Source organism: Paraburkholderia tropica (genome assembly GCF_914484835.1).
Lineage (GTDB): Bacteria > Pseudomonadota > Gammaproteobacteria > Burkholderiales > Burkholderiaceae > Paraburkholderia > Paraburkholderia tropica_A.
Genome location: NZ_CAJZAR010000037.1, coordinates 68,290 through 83,144 on the forward strand (window position 1 = coordinate 68,290; position 14,855 = coordinate 83,144).

A 14,855-nucleotide genomic window follows, 5' to 3' on the forward strand; every position below is an offset into this window, starting at 1 on the left:
CCCGAACCAGCGGGGCCTTTTTATTAGAAAACAACCAAGCACCTCGACACGCTCCGAATCCGGTTTTCTCGGATGGTCTTCGCGTAGTGGCTGGAACACAAGGGGCGCAGGCTTTTTTCAGTCGGTTGACGAGTTCACTCGAAGCCAAGGAGAACGGCACGCGGTGCAACTGTCCCCCTTCATGCCATCACCCAAACCGCCCCGGAAAATACGGCGCGGGATCGGTAAACGGCGTCTCGCCCACAATCTGCTCCGCGAGCAGCCGCCCCGACACCGGCCCAAGCGTGAGCCCATGATGGTTATGTCCGAACGCGAACCATAAACCCGCGTGACGCGGCGCGGGCCCGAGCAGCGGGCGCATGTCGGGCGTGCACGGACGCATGCCCATCCACGGCGTGTCGTCCAGACGCTTACCCAGTCCAAACACGGGCCGCGCGTTGTGCTCCGCGCCGTCGAGTTGCGCATAGTTCGGCGGACGATCGCGCGTGGCGAGTTCGACGCCAGTGGTCAGACGCAGACCGCGCCGCATCGGCGCGACCACATAACCGCCTTCGATATCGACCACAGGCCGCGTCAGCGGCGCCGGCGCCTCGCTCGCGTAGTGCATGTGATAGCCGCGCTTGGCCATCAGCGGCACGCGATAACCGAGCGGCGCCGTGACCGTATCGGACCACGGTCCCATCGCGACCACGGCCAGTTGCGCGTCGAGCGGACCTTCGTCGGTCTGCACCGACCAGCCGCCGCCCTGCGCACGCAGCGTGCGCGCGTCGCCTTTCACGATCGTGCCGCCCTCGCGCTCGAACAGCGCCGCGTAGCCCTTCACGAGCGCGCCCGGATCGGCGACGCTGGCCGGATCGATCCAGTGAATCGCGCCCGCGTAACCCGCCGCGAGCGACGGTTCCGCCGCGCGCAAACCGGCGGCGTCGAAGGTCTCGATGTGCAGACCATGCTCGACAGCCACGCGCTGCGCCGCCGCGCGTTCGCGCTCGAACGCCTGCGCCGAGCGATACGCCTCCAGCCAGCCGATCGGCCGCACGAGCGCGCGCAAGTCGGTGCGCGCGACGAAGGCCTCGTGCTCCGCGACGCTGCGCTCGATCAGCGGCAGCATATCGCGCGCCGCGCCCGCCAGCCGCGCTGGCGATGACTCGCGCCAGAACGACGCGAGCCAGCGCGCGTAAGCGGGCATCGAACGCACGTCGTAGCGCAGCACCGTCGAGTCGTTGCGCACGAGCCGCAGCAGCGTGCGCCAGTCGCGCGGAAAGCCATACGGCACCACCGACGACGCCTCGATCAGCCCCGCGTTGCCGTGGCTGGTTTCTTCGCCGGGCGCGCGCCGGTCGACCAGCGCCACGCGCACGCCGCGCTGCTGCAAATGCAGCGCCACGCTCACGCCGACGATGCCCGCGCCGAGCACGATCGCGCTCTTGCTCATGCGATTCCTCTGGAGTCCATATCGTTGCGCTTCGATTAGCGTTACTTCGCGACGATGTCGCGGCCGAAATACTTCATCGACAGCTTCGTGAGCGTGCCGTCCTTGCGCAGCGAATCGAGCGCCGCGACCACCTTGGCCTTGAGCGCCGCGTCGTTCTTGCGCAGACCGAAGCCCGTGCCCTCGCCCAGCGTGGCCGGGTCCTTGAGCGGCGCGCCCGCGAAGTCGTAATCCTTGCCTTGCGGCTTCGCGAGGAAACCGTCGGTGGCAGTCTGCACTTCCTGGACCGCGCCGTCCAGACGGCCCGCCGCGAGGTCCGCGAAAATCTGGTCCTGATTCTCATACGTGACGATCGACACGCCCTGCGGCGCCCAATGCTTGCGCACGTAGTCTTCCTGCGTCGAACCTTGCAGCACGCCGATCTGCTTGCCCTTGAGGCTCGCGGGCGTGGGCTGCAAACCGGAGCCGCGCTTCGCGACCATCTGGATCGGCATGACGTAGACGGCCGGCGTGAAATCGATCTGCTGACGGCGCTTGTCCGTGATGTTCATCGCCGAATTGATGACATCGAACTTGCGCGCCTCCAGCGCTGCGATCAGGCCGTCGAAGCTGTTCTCGACCCACACGCATTTCACCTGCATGCGCTGGCAGACGGCATTGCCGATGTCGATGTCGAAGCCCTGCAACTGGCCCGAGGGCGCCTTGCTCTCGAACGGCGGATACGACGCCTCCACGCCGAAACGCAGCGTCTGCGGATCCTGCGCGTGCGCCACGCCCGAGGTCAGCGCGCTCATGCCGAGCGCCGTCGCGAGCAGGCCGGCCAGTCCCGCCACGCGCGCGCAGCGAATCGTCTTCGTGTTCATCGTCGTCATCCTTGGTCTCATGGGTCGGGCGGCGCGCCCCTGCGCAGTGTGCCTCGCAAACGTCGCGGCCGCAGAACGAATATAGACCAAAAATGAAAATAAAGTCTAGAATGGACAAAAATGTCTACACCCCAACCCCGTCCGGCGCGCCCCGCCCGCCGCGAGACTTCGAAGGAATTCAGCATGTCCGCCACGACCGCTTCGCCGACGCTTTCCCACGCCGCTCCGGCTGCCGCCCCCTTTATCGCCGATGCCGCGACAGTGCGCGCCGCGCTGCCTCATCTCGACGTGCGCGGCGTGCTCGCGCGCCTGTTCGCCTCGCTCGGACGCGGCGAAGCCGTGCAGCCGCCGCAGACGCTCGCGCTGTTTCCGCAGCAGGCGGGCGACTTCATCACCTATCTGGGCGTGCTCGCCGAAGCGGGCGTGTTCGGCGCGAAGCTCTCGCCTTACATCGCGGGGACGAATGGGGGCGCAAGCGCGCCCATCATCACGGCCTGGACCGCGCTGATGTCGATGCAGACCGGCCAGCCGCTCATGTGGTGCGACGCCGGTTTGCTGACGACCGAGCGCACCGCGGGCACCACGGCGCTCGCCGTCGACCAGCTCGCGCCGCGCGAGGCGCGCCGTCTCGCCGTGATCGGCGCGGGCGCGGTGGCGCTCGCGCACATCCGCCACACCGCGCCGCTGCGCGCGTGGGAGAGCATCCGCGTGTTTTCGCCGTCGCTCGCGGACGATGCCGCACGCGCGGCGCAAGTGCGCGCGACGGATGCACGCGTGAGCGTCGAAGCTTCCGCCGAAGCCTGCGTCGCCGATGCCGACGTGGTCATGCTCTGCACCTCGTCGGGCAAACCGGTGCTCGCGCTCGACGCGCTCACGAAACCCGCGCTCATCACCTCGATCAGCACGAACGTCGCGCAGGCGCACGAGATCGATCCGGCCGCGTTGGCCGCGCTCGATGTCTATTGCGACTATCGACTCACCACGCCGCAAAGCGCCGGCGAAATGACGATCGCCGCGCGCGAGCACGGCTGGTCGCCGGACGCGATCGTGGGCGATCTCGCCGACCTCGCCAACGACGCCTGCCCGCGCCCGGCCTACGCGCGCCACGCGTTCTTCCGCTCGATCGGCCTGGGCCTGGAGGACATCGCCATCGCTTACGCGCTCTACACGCATCTGCGCGCGGCGCGATAAGCAGTATCATCGACGTCCTTCACGTCACCTTCACTGCCGCTTCATTGCCGCTTCACGCCGCCACAGGTCCGCACCGATGCCGAAGAAAGATTCCGCGAAGTCCGCCGCGTCCCGCCCGTCCCGTGCCGCCAGCACGCCGGACACGCGCGCGCGTCTGCTCGAACGCTACGCGCACGTCGCGGACAGCATCACGACGCTGTTCTTCCCGTTCGCGGAAGTCGTGATCCACGATCTCGCGGATCAGACCGTGGCGTATCTCTCGAACAATCTCTCGAAGCGCGAAATCGGCGACGACTCCGCGCTCGAGGACATCGAGGAAACCACGCGCAACAAGCTGCTCGGCCCCTACGAGAAAGTGAACTGGGACGGCCGCCGCATGCGCTGCGTGAGCACCGCGCTATTCGACGACGAGGGCCGCGCCGCGGGCGTCATGTGCATCAACCTGAACATCGCGGCCTTCGAGGACATGCAGGCGACGCTCGATCTGTTCCTGCGCGGCGCGGGCGTGATCGCGCAGCCCGAGGAACTGTTCAAGGACGACTGGCAGGAGCGCATCAACACCTTTCTGCACGGCTGGCTGCGCGAGCGTCAGGTGGCGCTCAATTCGCTCACGCGCGAGCATCGGCGCGAACTGGTCGAGGCGCTGCATGCCGAAGGCGCGTTCAAGGGCAAGAGTTCGGCGAATTACGTGGCGAAGGTGCTGGGCATGGGCCGCGCGACCGTCTACAAGCATCTGCGCGAGATGAAGGGCGACGCGGCATAACAAACGCAGCCGCATCGTCTCGCGAGCGTCGATAATCGCGCGCACGCGCACACGAACGCAGCGGCCAAAAATGCCGGAGCCGCTACAATCGGCGGGACTGCGGCGCGCACTCCCGAACGTCTGCGCGCCGCCCTTCGCTCCTCGCCCTTGCCCGCGACGTCCATGAACTACACGCCCATCCTCGACGCGATCCGCCGCGACCTGCAACCGCATCTCGGCTCGGGCCGCGTCGCCGATTACATCCCCGAACTCGCCAAGGTCCGCGCCGATCATTTCGGCATGGCGATCGTCACCGTCGACGGCCAGGTCCACCGCACCGGCGACGCCGACGTGCGCTTCTCCATCCAGAGCATCTCGAAGCTGTTCGCCTGCACGCTGGCGTTCCAGCTGCTCGGCGACGCGCTCTGGGAACGCGTGGGCCGCGAACCGTCGGGCACGGCGTTCAACTCGCTCATGCAGCTGGAATTCGAAGCGGGCAAGCCGCGCAATCCGTTCATCAACGCGGGCGCGCTCGTGGTCACCGACGTGCTGTGCCGCCGCTTCGTGCAGGCCGAAACCGCGCTCGTCGATTTCGTGCGGCGGCTCTCGGGCGAGGCGGGCATCGGCTACGATCTGCGCGTCGCGCAATCGGAACTCGCGCACGCCGAGCGCAATCGCGCGATGGCGCATTTCATCGCCAGCTTCGGCAATCTGGAAATGCCCGCCGATACGGTGATCGACGCCTATTGCCGTCAATGCGCGATCGAGATGAGCTGCGTGGAACTCGCGCGCGCCGCGCTCTTTCTCGCCAACGGCGGCGTGTCGCCCGCGAGCGGCGACAGCGTGCTCGACGCGAGTTCGGCCAAGCGGCTTTCGGCGCTGATGCTGACCTGCGGGACGTACGATGCGGCCGGCGATTTCGTCTATCGCGTGGGGCTGCCCGCGAAAAGCGGCGTGGGCGGCGGCATCGTCGCGGTGCTGCCGGGCGAGTTCGCCGTGTGCGTGTGGTCGCCGGGACTCGATGCGACGGGCAACTCGGCAGTCGGCTCACTGGCGCTCGAATGGTTGACGACGCGCATCGGCCGCTCGATTTTTTGAGGCTTGTGGCAAGGGCAAACACAGGCAGGCACGCGGCGGGGCGCGGTATACTTGCGCGCTTTCGTTGCCCTGCTTCACGCACCAAGGAATCCCCATGAGCACTTTGCCGCCCTGCCCGAAATGCAATTCCGCGTTCACCTACGAAGACGCGGGCATGTTCATCTGCCCCGAATGCGCGCATGAATGGTCGGGCGAATCCAGCGCCCCCGCCGAAGCGGCGGCGAAGGTGTATCGCGATTCGGCGGGCAATATTCTCCAGGACGGCGATACCGTCACCGTCATCAAGGACCTCAAGCTCAAGGGCTCGGGCGGCGTGGTCAAGATGGGCACCAAGGTGAAAAATATCCGCCTCGTGGACAGCGATCACGATATCGATTGCAAGATCGACGGCTTCGGCGCGATGAGCTTGAAGTCGGAGTTTGTCAGGAAGGCTTGACGTTGTTTTGGGCGGCGGCCGTTCGTTCGTCGCGAAGCGTCGCCGTCAGCAACATCGCCATGCAGGCCAGCGCCGACGCGGTGATAAAGACCGCGTTGAGCGATCCCAGCCAGCCCGGAAAATGGCCGCCCAGCACGTTGCCCACTGTCGTGCCCAGGCCCAGCAGCACATTGGCCACGGCAAACACGGCGGTCGCGGCCATCGCATCGACCGTCTTGCTGATATAGGCGGGAATGAGGCCGTAAATCGCGTAGAACGACAGGCCGAAGCACACGGCGGCGGCACGCAGTTGCCAGACTTCGGCATGGAACGCGATCAGCAGACCGGAGCCGGCCAGCGCCGCGAACGAAAACGCGAGCGCGATCCGCACACCGGCCTTGTCCGCCGCCATGCCCGCCGCGAATCCGCTGAACAGCCCGACCACGCCGATCGTCGACCAGACCTGGCCGATGATGTCGAGCGAATGGTGCCGCTCATCGGCCAGAAAACTCGACAGATAGTTTTGCCACGGCCCGCAGGCCATGCCGCTCAATGCCAGCAGCATCCAGACTGTGACGTTGGGACGTGTCACGAGTCGCCACACGCCGCCGGATGCAGAGCGATGCTCCGCGCGCGGCGGCGCCTCGCGGACGAAAACCTGCGGTGCGAAAACGCGCAGCGCAAGCAGCCCGACAAGCGCGATGACGAGCGACGCCGAACCCGCCACGATCCAGATCGAGCGCCAGCCATGCTCCGGCAGGAGCCGCGCCACCAGCGCGCCATTCGCGAACTGCCCGTAGGCCGTCCCGCTGGATACGAGGCCGTTCACACGCGACCGGTAATCGAATGGAACCGTCTCCGAAATGGCGCCGACGGTCGGGATCATCATGAACGCCGCCGTCGCGCCCAAGCCCGCGAGAGCGAGCCCAACCGACAGAACGTTCTGGACCTGCGCGACCAGCAGCAACAGCAGCGCCGCCGCAACGACCGCACCCACGATGACCTGCCCCGCCCCGTAACGTTTGACGAGGCGCGGACAAACCAGCGCCGCGACGAGATACGCGGTCTGCGCCCCGCCTGTGACGAGGCCGATCGCCGTATAGTCGAAGCCGAGACGTTGGCGCATCACCGGCACCACGAGCGCAAACAGATAGAGCCCAAAGCCGAACACCACCGCCACGAACAGCGTAAAGACGACGGCCACGCTGATCGTGCGCGCGATCGACTGAGTGCTTGCAGACGTCATGGCGTTCGTCGTCATCGTGGCCTCGTCCTTTCTATATCGTTAAATATCTATATAGATAGACTACAATATAGATCGGACGAGTCAAGGAAAACGTGGAGGAAAAATTCAAGCCATGCCGAAAAAGGACACCTTCGATGAGGTCCAGTTGCAAGAAGCGCTGAACGCGCTTTCGAATCGCCACCGGCTGACGATACTGATCTGGCTCACCGAGCCGGAAAAGCACTTCCCGCCGCAGCGGGACGCCGATCTGGTGAAGGATGGGGTCTGCGTCAGTTTCATCACCGAGAAGACGGGCTTGAGTCAGCCCACGGTGACCACGCATATGCAGGCGCTGGCGGCGGCGGATCTGGTGACGTCGAAGAAGATCAAAAACTGGGTCTACTACAAGCCGAATCGCTCGGCGATCGACCGCTTGCTCGGCGATCTGGACCGCGCGCTGCGGCCCGCCTGATCGTGTTCAAAACCGGTGACGAATACCCGCCGTCACCAGCGTTTGATTGTCGCTGCGCGAAGCGCTCACGCCGCCGAGCGCCGCCACCGCCGGTAATCCGCGCGAATCCGTCCCGGACGCGTGCTGGTAAAACGCCATCGTGTAGAGATCGGTGCGCTTGGACAACGCATAGTCGAGCGCCAGATCCACCTGGTGATAATGCGCGCGCGTCACGCCGCTGCTCTGCGTATATGAATACGCCGCGCCCAGCATCAACGCGGGGCTCAGTTGAAACTTCAGATTCGCCTCGCCGATATTGAACGTGGCCGTGCCGCGAAACGCTTTTTCGGCCGCCGTGAGGCCCGTCACGGCCACCGTGCCCAAATCCGTGAAGCGCGTGTTGCTATACGCGAGGCCCAGCGTCGTCCGGTCGATCGTATAAGCCGCCGCGGCGGAGAAGATCTTCTGCGTGCCCGCCGATGCGAAGCCCGCATAAACCGGGCTGTAGATATTGTTCGCAGTGGCGCTGTCGTTTGCCTTGTTGCCGAAGAAGGAATAATTCGGCCGGTCGGCGTCCTGGTAACCGACGCCCAGTTTCAGCGGCCCGCGCACGAAACCGGCGCCCACCGCGACGATACGGTTGGTGGCCATCGATCCGGCCTGATTGCCGAACGCGTACATGCCCGAAAGCGCGAAGCCGTGGAAAGGCGGCGTCGTGTATTTGACGGCATTGTTGACGCGCGCGAACGTGTCCTGGTTGTCGACGTCGCCGGGATGCGCGCCGTAGCCTGCGCCCGACGCCGCCCAACTGCCACCCGCCGTGAGATAGCCGGTGTACCAGTAAGCGCTCGAATACTGGCGGCCCAACGTAAGCGTGCCTGCATTGCCCGACAGCCCGACGAACGCCTGCCGCCCGAAGAACGTGCCGTTCTGTGAAATCGTCCCCGAGGTCGCGCTATAGCCGTTTTCCAGCGTGAATATCGCCGATAGTCCCCCGCCCAGATCCGCGGCTCCCTTGATCCCCCAGACGCTCGAACTCGCGTTGCCGCTCGCGAGCGCATATTGATGCTTGCCGCCCGAGTTCGAATTGAACACCATGCCGACGTCGGCGACGCCGTAAAGCGTGACGCTCGATTGCGCGTGCGCCACGCTCGCAAGCGTGCCCGTCATCATCATTCCCATCGTCACTGCGACTGCGCGATTCCGCATGAAAAGAACTCCAGTTTCCACGATTTAGTTTTATTTCGATATCCGAATCAATCGCCGCGCGCGAATTCGAAAGAATTCGCGCGAGTGCTGCTATTGATCGTTACGCAGATACGCTTCAGTGAGCGCCACCCAACAGGCCGCGCCAATTGGAATCACTGCGTCGTTGAAGTCATAACCGTCGTTGTGCAGCGAGCAGCCGACCCATTCGCCCGTGCCGTTGCCCAGCGAGAAATAGCAGCCCGGCATGCGCTCCAGCATCCAGGCGAAGTCCTCGCTGCCCATCTGCGTGGAAGGCGGCACCTGAATCACCTTGTCCGCGCCCAGCACGCTCGCGATCGCCGCGCGCGCGATCTGCGCTTCGGCGGGCGTATTCATGATCGCCGGGACCATGCGTTCGTAGACGATCTCCGCCTGCACGCCCGCCGACATCGCCTGATGCTCGACCACCGCGCGAATGCGCGCTTCGAGCAGATCGCGCACGGCGGGCACGGTCGCGCGCACGGTGAGTTTCAGCGTGGCCGTTTCGGGAATCACGTTATACGTGCTGCCCGCCGCGATCTGCCCCACGCTGATGACGCCCGCATCCACGGGCGCGACGTTGCGCGAGACGATGCCCTGCAACGCCACCACCGTCATGCAGAGCGCGAGCGTGGGATCGACGGCGCGATGCGGGATCGCGCCGTGTCCGCCCTTGCCGCGAAACGTCACCGTCACGCGATCGGACGAGCCGCCGAGCGGCCCGGCCTGCACGACCGCCTTGCCGACCGGCAGGCCCGGCGCGTTGTGAAAGGCATAGACGGCATCGCACGGAAAGCGCTCGAACAAGCCATCGTTCATCATCGCGAGCGCGCCGCTCAGGCCTTCTTCGTCGGGCTGGAAAATGAGGTTCAAGGTGCCGTCGAAGGCGCGCGTGGCGGCGAGGTAGTCGGCGGCGGCGAGCAGCGTCACCGTGTGGCCGTCGTGACCGCACGCGTGCATGCGGCCATCGACGGTGCTCGCGTAAGGCAGGCCGGTGCGTTCCTGCATCGGCAGCGCATCCATGTCCGCGCGCAGGCCGATCCGGCGCGTGCCCTCGCCCACTTTCAACTGGGCGACCACGCCGTGACCGCCGATGCCGGTATGCACGTCGTAGCCCCATTCGGTCAGCAGTTGCGCGACGAGCGCGGCGGTATCCGGCACGTCGGCGCCGAGTTCGGGATGGGCGTGGATGCGATGGCGGATCGCGGCAAAACGCTCCGCCGAAGCCGCAAGAGCGGCGGGAACAGGATCGCGCTGATTCATGGCAGTGGGTCGAGTCGTGGGAATGTCGATACGGCGGGCAAGCGGATTCAATCGCGGCCCGGATGGCTCGGATAAAGCAGCAGCGCGACGAAGCTGATCAGCGACGCGCAGAGCAGATAGCCCGCGGGCGCCATCCGGCTGCCGGTCGCGCTGATGAGCCAGGTGACGGCGAGCGGCGCGAAGCCGCCGAAGATCGTCACGCCGAAGCTGTACATGATCGACATGCCCGTCGCGCGATGATGACGCGGCAGCGCTTCCATCATCATCGCCGTGCCCGCGCCCGTGCCGATCGACATCAGCGTGCCGGAGATCGCTACGCAGAGCATCACGAGCGGCAGCCCGGGCCCCGACGAAAGCAGCGTGAAGTTAGGAATCACAATCAACATCGAGAGCAGGCTGTTGGCGATCAGCAGCGGCTTGCGGCGCGGCAGTTTATCGGCGAAACGGCCGAAGATCGGCGCGAGCACCAGCATCGTGAGACCCGACACGCAGGTCGCCGCGAACGCGGTCACCGGCGGCATATGCAGCGTGCGCACCAGATAGGTCGGCATATAAAACACGATCACGTACATCGACGACGTCGTGCTCGTCATCAGAAACGTGCCGATCACGAGCGTGCGAGCGTGTTCGCGCATCACCGCGCCCACGCCGTTGCGCGCCGAAGGCTTTGCGCTCGCGTGCGTTTCTTCCAGATGTCTGCGGATATACAGGCCGACCGGCGCGATCAACAGACCGAGCAGGAACGGCAGACGCCAGCCCCACGCTTGCAGCGCGTCGGGCGACAGCGATGCGGACACCGCGACGCCCGCGAGCGCGCCCGCGAGTGCCGCGCCGCCTTGCGTCGCCGCCTGCCAGCTCACGAAAAAGCAGCGGCGCGCCTTGCTGCCCGACTCCATCAGCAACGCGGAAGCCGCGCCGATTTCGCCGCCCGCCGAGAGCCCTTGCAACAGGCGTCCGAGCACCACCATGATCGTTGCGCTCACACCGATGCTCTCGTAGCCGGGCGTCAGCGCGATCAATGCGGTGCCGGCCGTCATCAGCGCGATGGTCAGCGTGAGCGCCGCCTTGCGTCCGCGCTGATCCGCGAGATTGCCGATGATGACCGCGCCGAGCGGGCGCATCAGAAACCCGGCGCCGAAGGTCGCGAACGACAGCAGCAAGGATGTGAGCGCGTTGCCGCCCGGAAAGAACAGCTTGCCGATGGTCACGGCGAAAAAGCTGTACAGCGTGAAGTCGTACATTTCCAGCCCGTTGCCGATCGCGGCGGCAACGATGGCGCGGCGCGTGGGCGCGCGTCGGACGGGTTCGGCCGAATTCAACGTGTGGCTCATGGCGGACACGCCGTCGTTCAGCGCGTGGGGCATTTCGTTCATTGACGTCCTCTTGTCGGAGCGATCGGATAGCGGCGTGCGTCACCGGAAACCAGTGTTTGTTGCCAAAATCCACGCGACAAGTGACGGATTTTCAATCCATTGACGTCTGGTTATAGCGGCTCACGGTTTGAGCGTGTGCGGGCGCGTCGGGTCGTAATCGCGCAACGCGGCGGCGATGGCGTCGTGCAGCCGTTCCGCCGAGCCCGGCAGCGTATGACGGTCGCGCGTCACGAGCGAAATCACACGTGCCGGCAAGGGCTCGTCGAGTTCGAAAAAGTCCATCGTTTCGCGCATGAAACGGCTGCTCGTGGATTCGGCCGAGAGCAGGATGAGCGTGTCCATCTGCGAACACATCGCCAGCGCGAGCGACATCGACGAGCATTCGATCACGCGCGCGGGCACGGCCAGGCCGTGATCGGCGAACAGATGCACGAAGGGCGTACTCGCGTCCGCGAGCGGATCGAGCACGATCCATTCGGCCTCGCGCAAGGCGGCCAGCGAGCGCTCGCCGCTCAGCGGATGCCCCTTGCGCGCCGCCACCAGCGTGGCCATGTTCAGCACGGGCGTGCAGTCGAGCAGGCTGTCGGGCGCCATGCGCTGCGAGGTCAAGGCGAAATCGAGCGTGCCTTCGCGAACCTGTTCGAGCAACTGGTTCGGCCGCATTTCCAGCAGACGCAAACGCGCCTGCGGATAATCGCGCCGGAACGCCGAAAGACAATCGGCGAGCGGACGCAGCAGCGCGGTCACCGGCGTCACGCCGATGCTGATTTCGCCGACTGCGTTACCCTTCATCTCCTCCATGTCGTCGCGCGCGCGGCGCACATTTTCGCTGATGAGCCGCGCATGGCCGACGAGACGCTGCCCCGAAGCGGTCAGCTGAACACCCTTGCTGGAGCGCACGAACAGCGTCGCGCCCACCTGCCCTTCGAGTTCCTTGAGCGCTTTGCTCAATGCCGATTGCGTGACGTGCAGCACGCGCGACGCTTCGAGAATGCTGCCGGTTTCCGCCACGGCGGCAAGCGCTCTCAGTTGATGCAGTTTCATATTTGGACAATGGAACGAAAACGGGAAGGCAGATCGCAGTTTAACCGCAACGCCACGCGGCTTTTTTGGGTTCCCCGCATTCAATCCGGCAAAACCCTCATGCAAAACATCGCAGAGCGAATTTTGAAAAAGCGGTTGCCGTGCGCGCGGTGCGCGGCTAATCTTGACGCGTTCGCACACGCTGCATGGGAGAGATCGTTCGACCGGAACGACGCCGACGGAGCAACCGCCCCGGAAACTCTCAGGCAAAAGGACCACGCAGCCGGAACATCTGGAGAGCGGCGCATCATCGCGATGGCGCCCACCGAAGGGGAGCCACGCGCCCATTCAACGCGCGGGCGAAACTCTCAGGTACATGGACAGATGGGGCATCGGCGCCGGTTGCAATCGGCCGGCGATGCCTAACGCAATCACTGCGCAAACACAGCGCAATCACTGCGCGCAGCGATGCACACTGGACCATGTCATGTCACGAATCGCCGTTATCGGCGCCGGCATTACCGGCGTCACCACCGCCTATGCGCTCGCACGGCGCGGCCATCACGTCACCGTCATCGATCGTCACCGCTACGCCGCGATGGAAACCTCGTTCGCGAACGGCGGCCAGCTTTCCGCGAGCAATGCGGAAGTCTGGAACAGCCGCGCCACCGTGTTCAAAGGCCTGCGCTGGATGCTCAGGCGCGACGCGCCGCTGCTCATGAACCCGCGCCCGAGCTGGCACAAGTACAGCTGGATCGGCGAGTTTCTGCGCCAGATTCCGAATTACCGCAGCAATACGATTGAAACCGTGCGTCTCGCGATTGCCGCGCGCGAACATTTGTTTTCGATTGCGCAACGCGAGTCGATCGAATTCGATCACGAGCAGCGCGGTATTTTGCACTTCTATGCAACGCGAAAGGAATTCGAGTCGGCCACGAAAGTGAATGCGCTGTTGCGCGAAGGCGGACTCGATCGGCGCGCGGTCACGCCGGAGGAAATACGCGCCATCGAGCCAACGCTGCATGGCGATTTTCACAGCGGCTTTTTTACCGAATCCGATTCGACTGGCGACATTCATAAGTTCACACGCGGCCTTGCACTCGCGTGCGAACGGCTTGGTGTCGAGTTTCACTACGACACCACGGTGCAGTCGATTGACGATGCGGACAACGCCGGGGTCTCGATCGCCACGGTGCGCGATGCGCTGCCTGCCGTTTCAACGTTCGATCGCGTGGTGATCTGCGCGGGCGTGGGCAGCCGCGCGCTCGCCGCGCAGATCGGCGACCACGTCAACGTGTATCCGGTTAAGGGCTATTCGATTACCGTGTGCCTCGACGATCCCGAGAGCCGCGAGGCCGCGCCGTGGGTCAGCCTGCTCGACGACGCCGCGAAGATCGTCACGAGCCGCCTGGGCGCCGATCGCTTTCGGATTGCGGGCACTGCCGAACTCAACGGCGCGAATCGCGACATCCGCTCGGACCGTATCGAGCCGCTGGTGCGCTGGGCGCGCACGCATTTCCCGTCGATCTCGACGTCGCGCGTGATTCCGTGGGCGGGCTTGCGGCCCATGCTGCCGAGCATGTTGCCCCGAGTCGGCCGAGGCAGGCAGCGCAACGTGTTCTACAACACGGGCCACGGCCACCTGGGCTGGACGCTGTCGGCGGCGACGGCGGACGCGGTCGCCACGCTGATCAGCGATGAGATCGTGGAGTCTCGCCCGCTTGTCGTTGCGTCGACAACGACATTGGCGCGAGCCGTTCAGGCCGATTGATCGATTGATCGATCGACAGATTGAAGGACGAAAGGCGCTCGCGCGTTCAGGCCGCGGGCGCCACCGACGCCCCTTCGATCCCATGCCGCGCCAGCGCCTCGGCGACAAATCCCGACGCCTTCTTGTGCTCGACGAAATCCGCGAGCACGGCGGCGGCCTGCTCGCCACGGCTTTTGGCCACGCCCATCGCCTGGCGGATCACCATGAAGCGTTCGTCGAGCAAACGCAGGCCGCCAATCTGGCGCGCATCGGCCTGCAATTGCTGCTTCACGCCCGCGGCCACTTCGAGCCCTTGTTCGATGAAGGTTTGCACGACAGTCGGCGAGGTCGGCGCGCGCACGATCTGCGCGGCCTTCAGTTCGCGCGTGAGGAACAGATCGTAGGCGCTGCCCTTGCCCACGGCGACGCGATTGTGCGGCGCGTCCACCTCGGCGTTGCTGCGAACCGGCGAATCGTCGCGCACGAGATAAAACCCTTCGATCAGCACATAGGGCGCGGTGAACGCAATCGTCTCGCCGCGTTTGGGATCGACCGCGAAAAAGCCGAAATCCGCGCGCTCGTCGCTCACCGCTTCGACCGATTTGCCGGCCGCATCGAACACCACGAGTTCGAGCGGCACGCCCAGATACGCGGCGAAATCGCGCGCGAGATCGACGGACACGCCGAACGGTTCGCCCGTAGCCGGATCGCGATTCGCGAGAATCGGATTGCCGAGATTGATGGACGCGCGCAACACGCCCGTGGGTGCAAAAGCTTGAACGACAGCGGGATCGATAGTCATGGT

At 65.3% G+C, this 14,855-nt stretch carries 14 protein-coding genes and 1 riboswitch; of the genes, 6 read left to right on the forward strand and 8 right to left on the reverse strand.

Annotated features, from left to right (window positions below; genetic code table 11):
* Positions 1–187: 187 nt before the first annotated feature.
* Complete coding sequence (locus LDO54_RS08555; protein ID WP_224009180.1) at positions 188–1,432, reverse strand: NAD(P)/FAD-dependent oxidoreductase; 1,245 nt, start codon at positions 1,430–1,432, stop codon at positions 188–190.
* Between the two features lie 41 nt (positions 1,433–1,473).
* Complete coding sequence (locus tag LDO54_RS08560) at positions 1,474–2,292, reverse strand: ABC transporter substrate-binding protein (RefSeq protein ID WP_290371069.1); 819 nt, start codon at positions 2,290–2,292, stop codon at positions 1,474–1,476.
* 183 nt (positions 2,293–2,475) lie between these two features.
* On the opposite strand from LDO54_RS08560, the gene LDO54_RS08565 reads away from it, so the two are divergent.
* The 4 genes from LDO54_RS08565 to LDO54_RS08580 all read left to right on the forward strand — a co-directional run bounded on the left by LDO54_RS08565 (position 2,476) and on the right by LDO54_RS08580 (position 5,759).
* Entirely contained in the window at positions 2,476–3,483 is a 1,008-nt protein-coding gene (locus LDO54_RS08565; protein ID WP_224009182.1) for an ornithine cyclodeaminase family protein, read from the forward strand.
* A 76-nt stretch (positions 3,484–3,559) separates the two neighbouring features.
* The gene (locus LDO54_RS08570) at positions 3,560–4,246 is read left to right on the forward strand and encodes a helix-turn-helix transcriptional regulator (protein ID WP_224009184.1); all 687 of its coding nucleotides are present in this window, start codon (positions 3,560–3,562) and stop codon (positions 4,244–4,246) included.
* A 162-nt stretch (positions 4,247–4,408) separates the two neighbouring features.
* Positions 4,409–5,323, forward strand: coding sequence for a glutaminase (locus LDO54_RS08575; RefSeq protein WP_224009186.1), 915 nt, complete (start codon positions 4,409–4,411; stop codon positions 5,321–5,323).
* A gap of 94 nt (positions 5,324–5,417) precedes the next feature.
* On the forward strand, positions 5,418–5,759 hold the full coding sequence (locus tag LDO54_RS08580) for a zinc ribbon domain-containing protein YjdM (protein ID WP_224009188.1): 342 nt from the start codon (positions 5,418–5,420) through the stop codon (positions 5,757–5,759).
* Here the strand turns inward: LDO54_RS08580 and LDO54_RS08585 are convergent.
* Positions 5,746–6,999, reverse strand: a complete 1,254-nt coding sequence (locus LDO54_RS08585) for an MFS transporter (RefSeq protein WP_224009190.1) — start codon at positions 6,997–6,999, stop codon at positions 5,746–5,748. The genes LDO54_RS08580 and LDO54_RS08585 overlap by 14 nt on opposite strands.
* A gap of 97 nt (positions 7,000–7,096) precedes the next feature.
* Here LDO54_RS08585 and LDO54_RS08590 point away from each other — a divergent pair, with 97 nt between their 5' ends.
* A complete protein-coding gene (locus LDO54_RS08590) occupies positions 7,097–7,435 on the forward strand; it encodes an ArsR/SmtB family transcription factor (RefSeq protein WP_224009192.1) in 339 nt (112 codons plus the stop codon).
* Between the two features lie 6 nt (positions 7,436–7,441).
* On the opposite strand, the gene LDO54_RS08595 is transcribed toward LDO54_RS08590, so the two are convergent.
* The 4 genes from LDO54_RS08595 to LDO54_RS08610 all read right to left on the reverse strand — a co-directional run bounded on the left by LDO54_RS08595 (position 7,442) and on the right by LDO54_RS08610 (position 12,321).
* Complete coding sequence (locus LDO54_RS08595) at positions 7,442–8,623, reverse strand: porin (RefSeq protein WP_224009195.1); 1,182 nt, start codon at positions 8,621–8,623, stop codon at positions 7,442–7,444.
* Positions 8,624–8,713: 90 nt separating this feature from the next.
* Complete coding sequence (locus tag LDO54_RS08600) at positions 8,714–9,904, reverse strand: M20 aminoacylase family protein (RefSeq protein WP_224009197.1); 1,191 nt, start codon at positions 9,902–9,904, stop codon at positions 8,714–8,716.
* A gap of 47 nt (positions 9,905–9,951) precedes the next feature.
* The gene (locus LDO54_RS08605; protein ID WP_224009199.1) at positions 9,952–11,277 is read right to left on the reverse strand and encodes an MFS transporter; all 1,326 of its coding nucleotides are present in this window, start codon (positions 11,275–11,277) and stop codon (positions 9,952–9,954) included.
* Between the two features lie 120 nt (positions 11,278–11,397).
* Positions 11,398–12,321: a LysR family transcriptional regulator gene (locus LDO54_RS08610; RefSeq protein WP_224009200.1), complete on the reverse strand. Its 924-nt coding sequence runs from the start codon at positions 12,319–12,321 to the stop codon at positions 11,398–11,400.
* A gap of 176 nt (positions 12,322–12,497) precedes the next feature.
* Positions 12,498–12,588, forward strand: a riboswitch (glycine riboswitch).
* 130 nt (positions 12,589–12,718) lie between these two features.
* On the opposite strand from LDO54_RS08610, the gene LDO54_RS08615 reads away from it, so the two are divergent.
* Entirely contained in the window at positions 12,719–14,071 is a 1,353-nt protein-coding gene (locus tag LDO54_RS08615) for a D-amino acid dehydrogenase (RefSeq protein WP_224009202.1), read from the forward strand.
* Positions 14,072–14,117: 46 nt separating this feature from the next.
* Here the strand turns inward: LDO54_RS08615 and LDO54_RS08620 are convergent, their stop codons facing one another.
* A complete protein-coding gene (locus LDO54_RS08620) occupies positions 14,118–14,852 on the reverse strand; it encodes an ABC transporter substrate-binding protein (protein ID WP_224009204.1) in 735 nt (244 codons plus the stop codon).
* Positions 14,853–14,855: the final 3 nt, after the last annotated feature.

What these genes read in the sequence shown, in the direction of transcription:
- LDO54_RS08555 (WP_224009180.1), bottom strand. Translation starts at nt 1,432, where the DNA reads ATGAGCAAGAGCGCGATCGTGCTCGGCGCGGGCATCGTCGGCGTGAGC.
- LDO54_RS08560 (WP_290371069.1), bottom strand. Translation starts at nt 2,292, where the DNA reads ATGAACACGAAGACGATTCGCTGCGCGCGCGTGGCGGGACTGGCCGGC.
- LDO54_RS08565 (WP_224009182.1), top strand. Translation starts at nt 2,476, where the DNA reads ATGTCCGCCACGACCGCTTCGCCGACGCTTTCCCACGCCGCTCCGGCT.
- LDO54_RS08570 (WP_224009184.1), top strand. Translation starts at nt 3,560, where the DNA reads ATGCCGAAGAAAGATTCCGCGAAGTCCGCCGCGTCCCGCCCGTCCCGT.
- LDO54_RS08575 (WP_224009186.1), top strand. Translation starts at nt 4,409, where the DNA reads ATGAACTACACGCCCATCCTCGACGCGATCCGCCGCGACCTGCAACCG.
- LDO54_RS08580 (WP_224009188.1), top strand. Translation starts at nt 5,418, where the DNA reads ATGAGCACTTTGCCGCCCTGCCCGAAATGCAATTCCGCGTTCACCTAC.
- LDO54_RS08585 (WP_224009190.1), bottom strand. Translation starts at nt 6,999, where the DNA reads ATGACGACGAACGCCATGACGTCTGCAAGCACTCAGTCGATCGCGCGC.
- LDO54_RS08590 (WP_224009192.1), top strand. Translation starts at nt 7,097, where the DNA reads ATGCCGAAAAAGGACACCTTCGATGAGGTCCAGTTGCAAGAAGCGCTG.
- LDO54_RS08595 (WP_224009195.1), bottom strand. Translation starts at nt 8,623, where the DNA reads ATGCGGAATCGCGCAGTCGCAGTGACGATGGGAATGATGATGACGGGC.
- LDO54_RS08600 (WP_224009197.1), bottom strand. Translation starts at nt 9,904, where the DNA reads ATGAATCAGCGCGATCCTGTTCCCGCCGCTCTTGCGGCTTCGGCGGAG.
- LDO54_RS08605 (WP_224009199.1), bottom strand. Translation starts at nt 11,277, where the DNA reads ATGAACGAAATGCCCCACGCGCTGAACGACGGCGTGTCCGCCATGAGC.
- LDO54_RS08610 (WP_224009200.1), bottom strand. Translation starts at nt 12,321, where the DNA reads ATGAAACTGCATCAACTGAGAGCGCTTGCCGCCGTGGCGGAAACCGGC.
- LDO54_RS08615 (WP_224009202.1), top strand. Translation starts at nt 12,719, where the DNA reads ATGCCTAACGCAATCACTGCGCAAACACAGCGCAATCACTGCGCGCAG.
- LDO54_RS08620 (WP_224009204.1), bottom strand. Translation starts at nt 14,852, where the DNA reads ATGACTATCGATCCCGCTGTCGTTCAAGCTTTTGCACCCACGGGCGTG.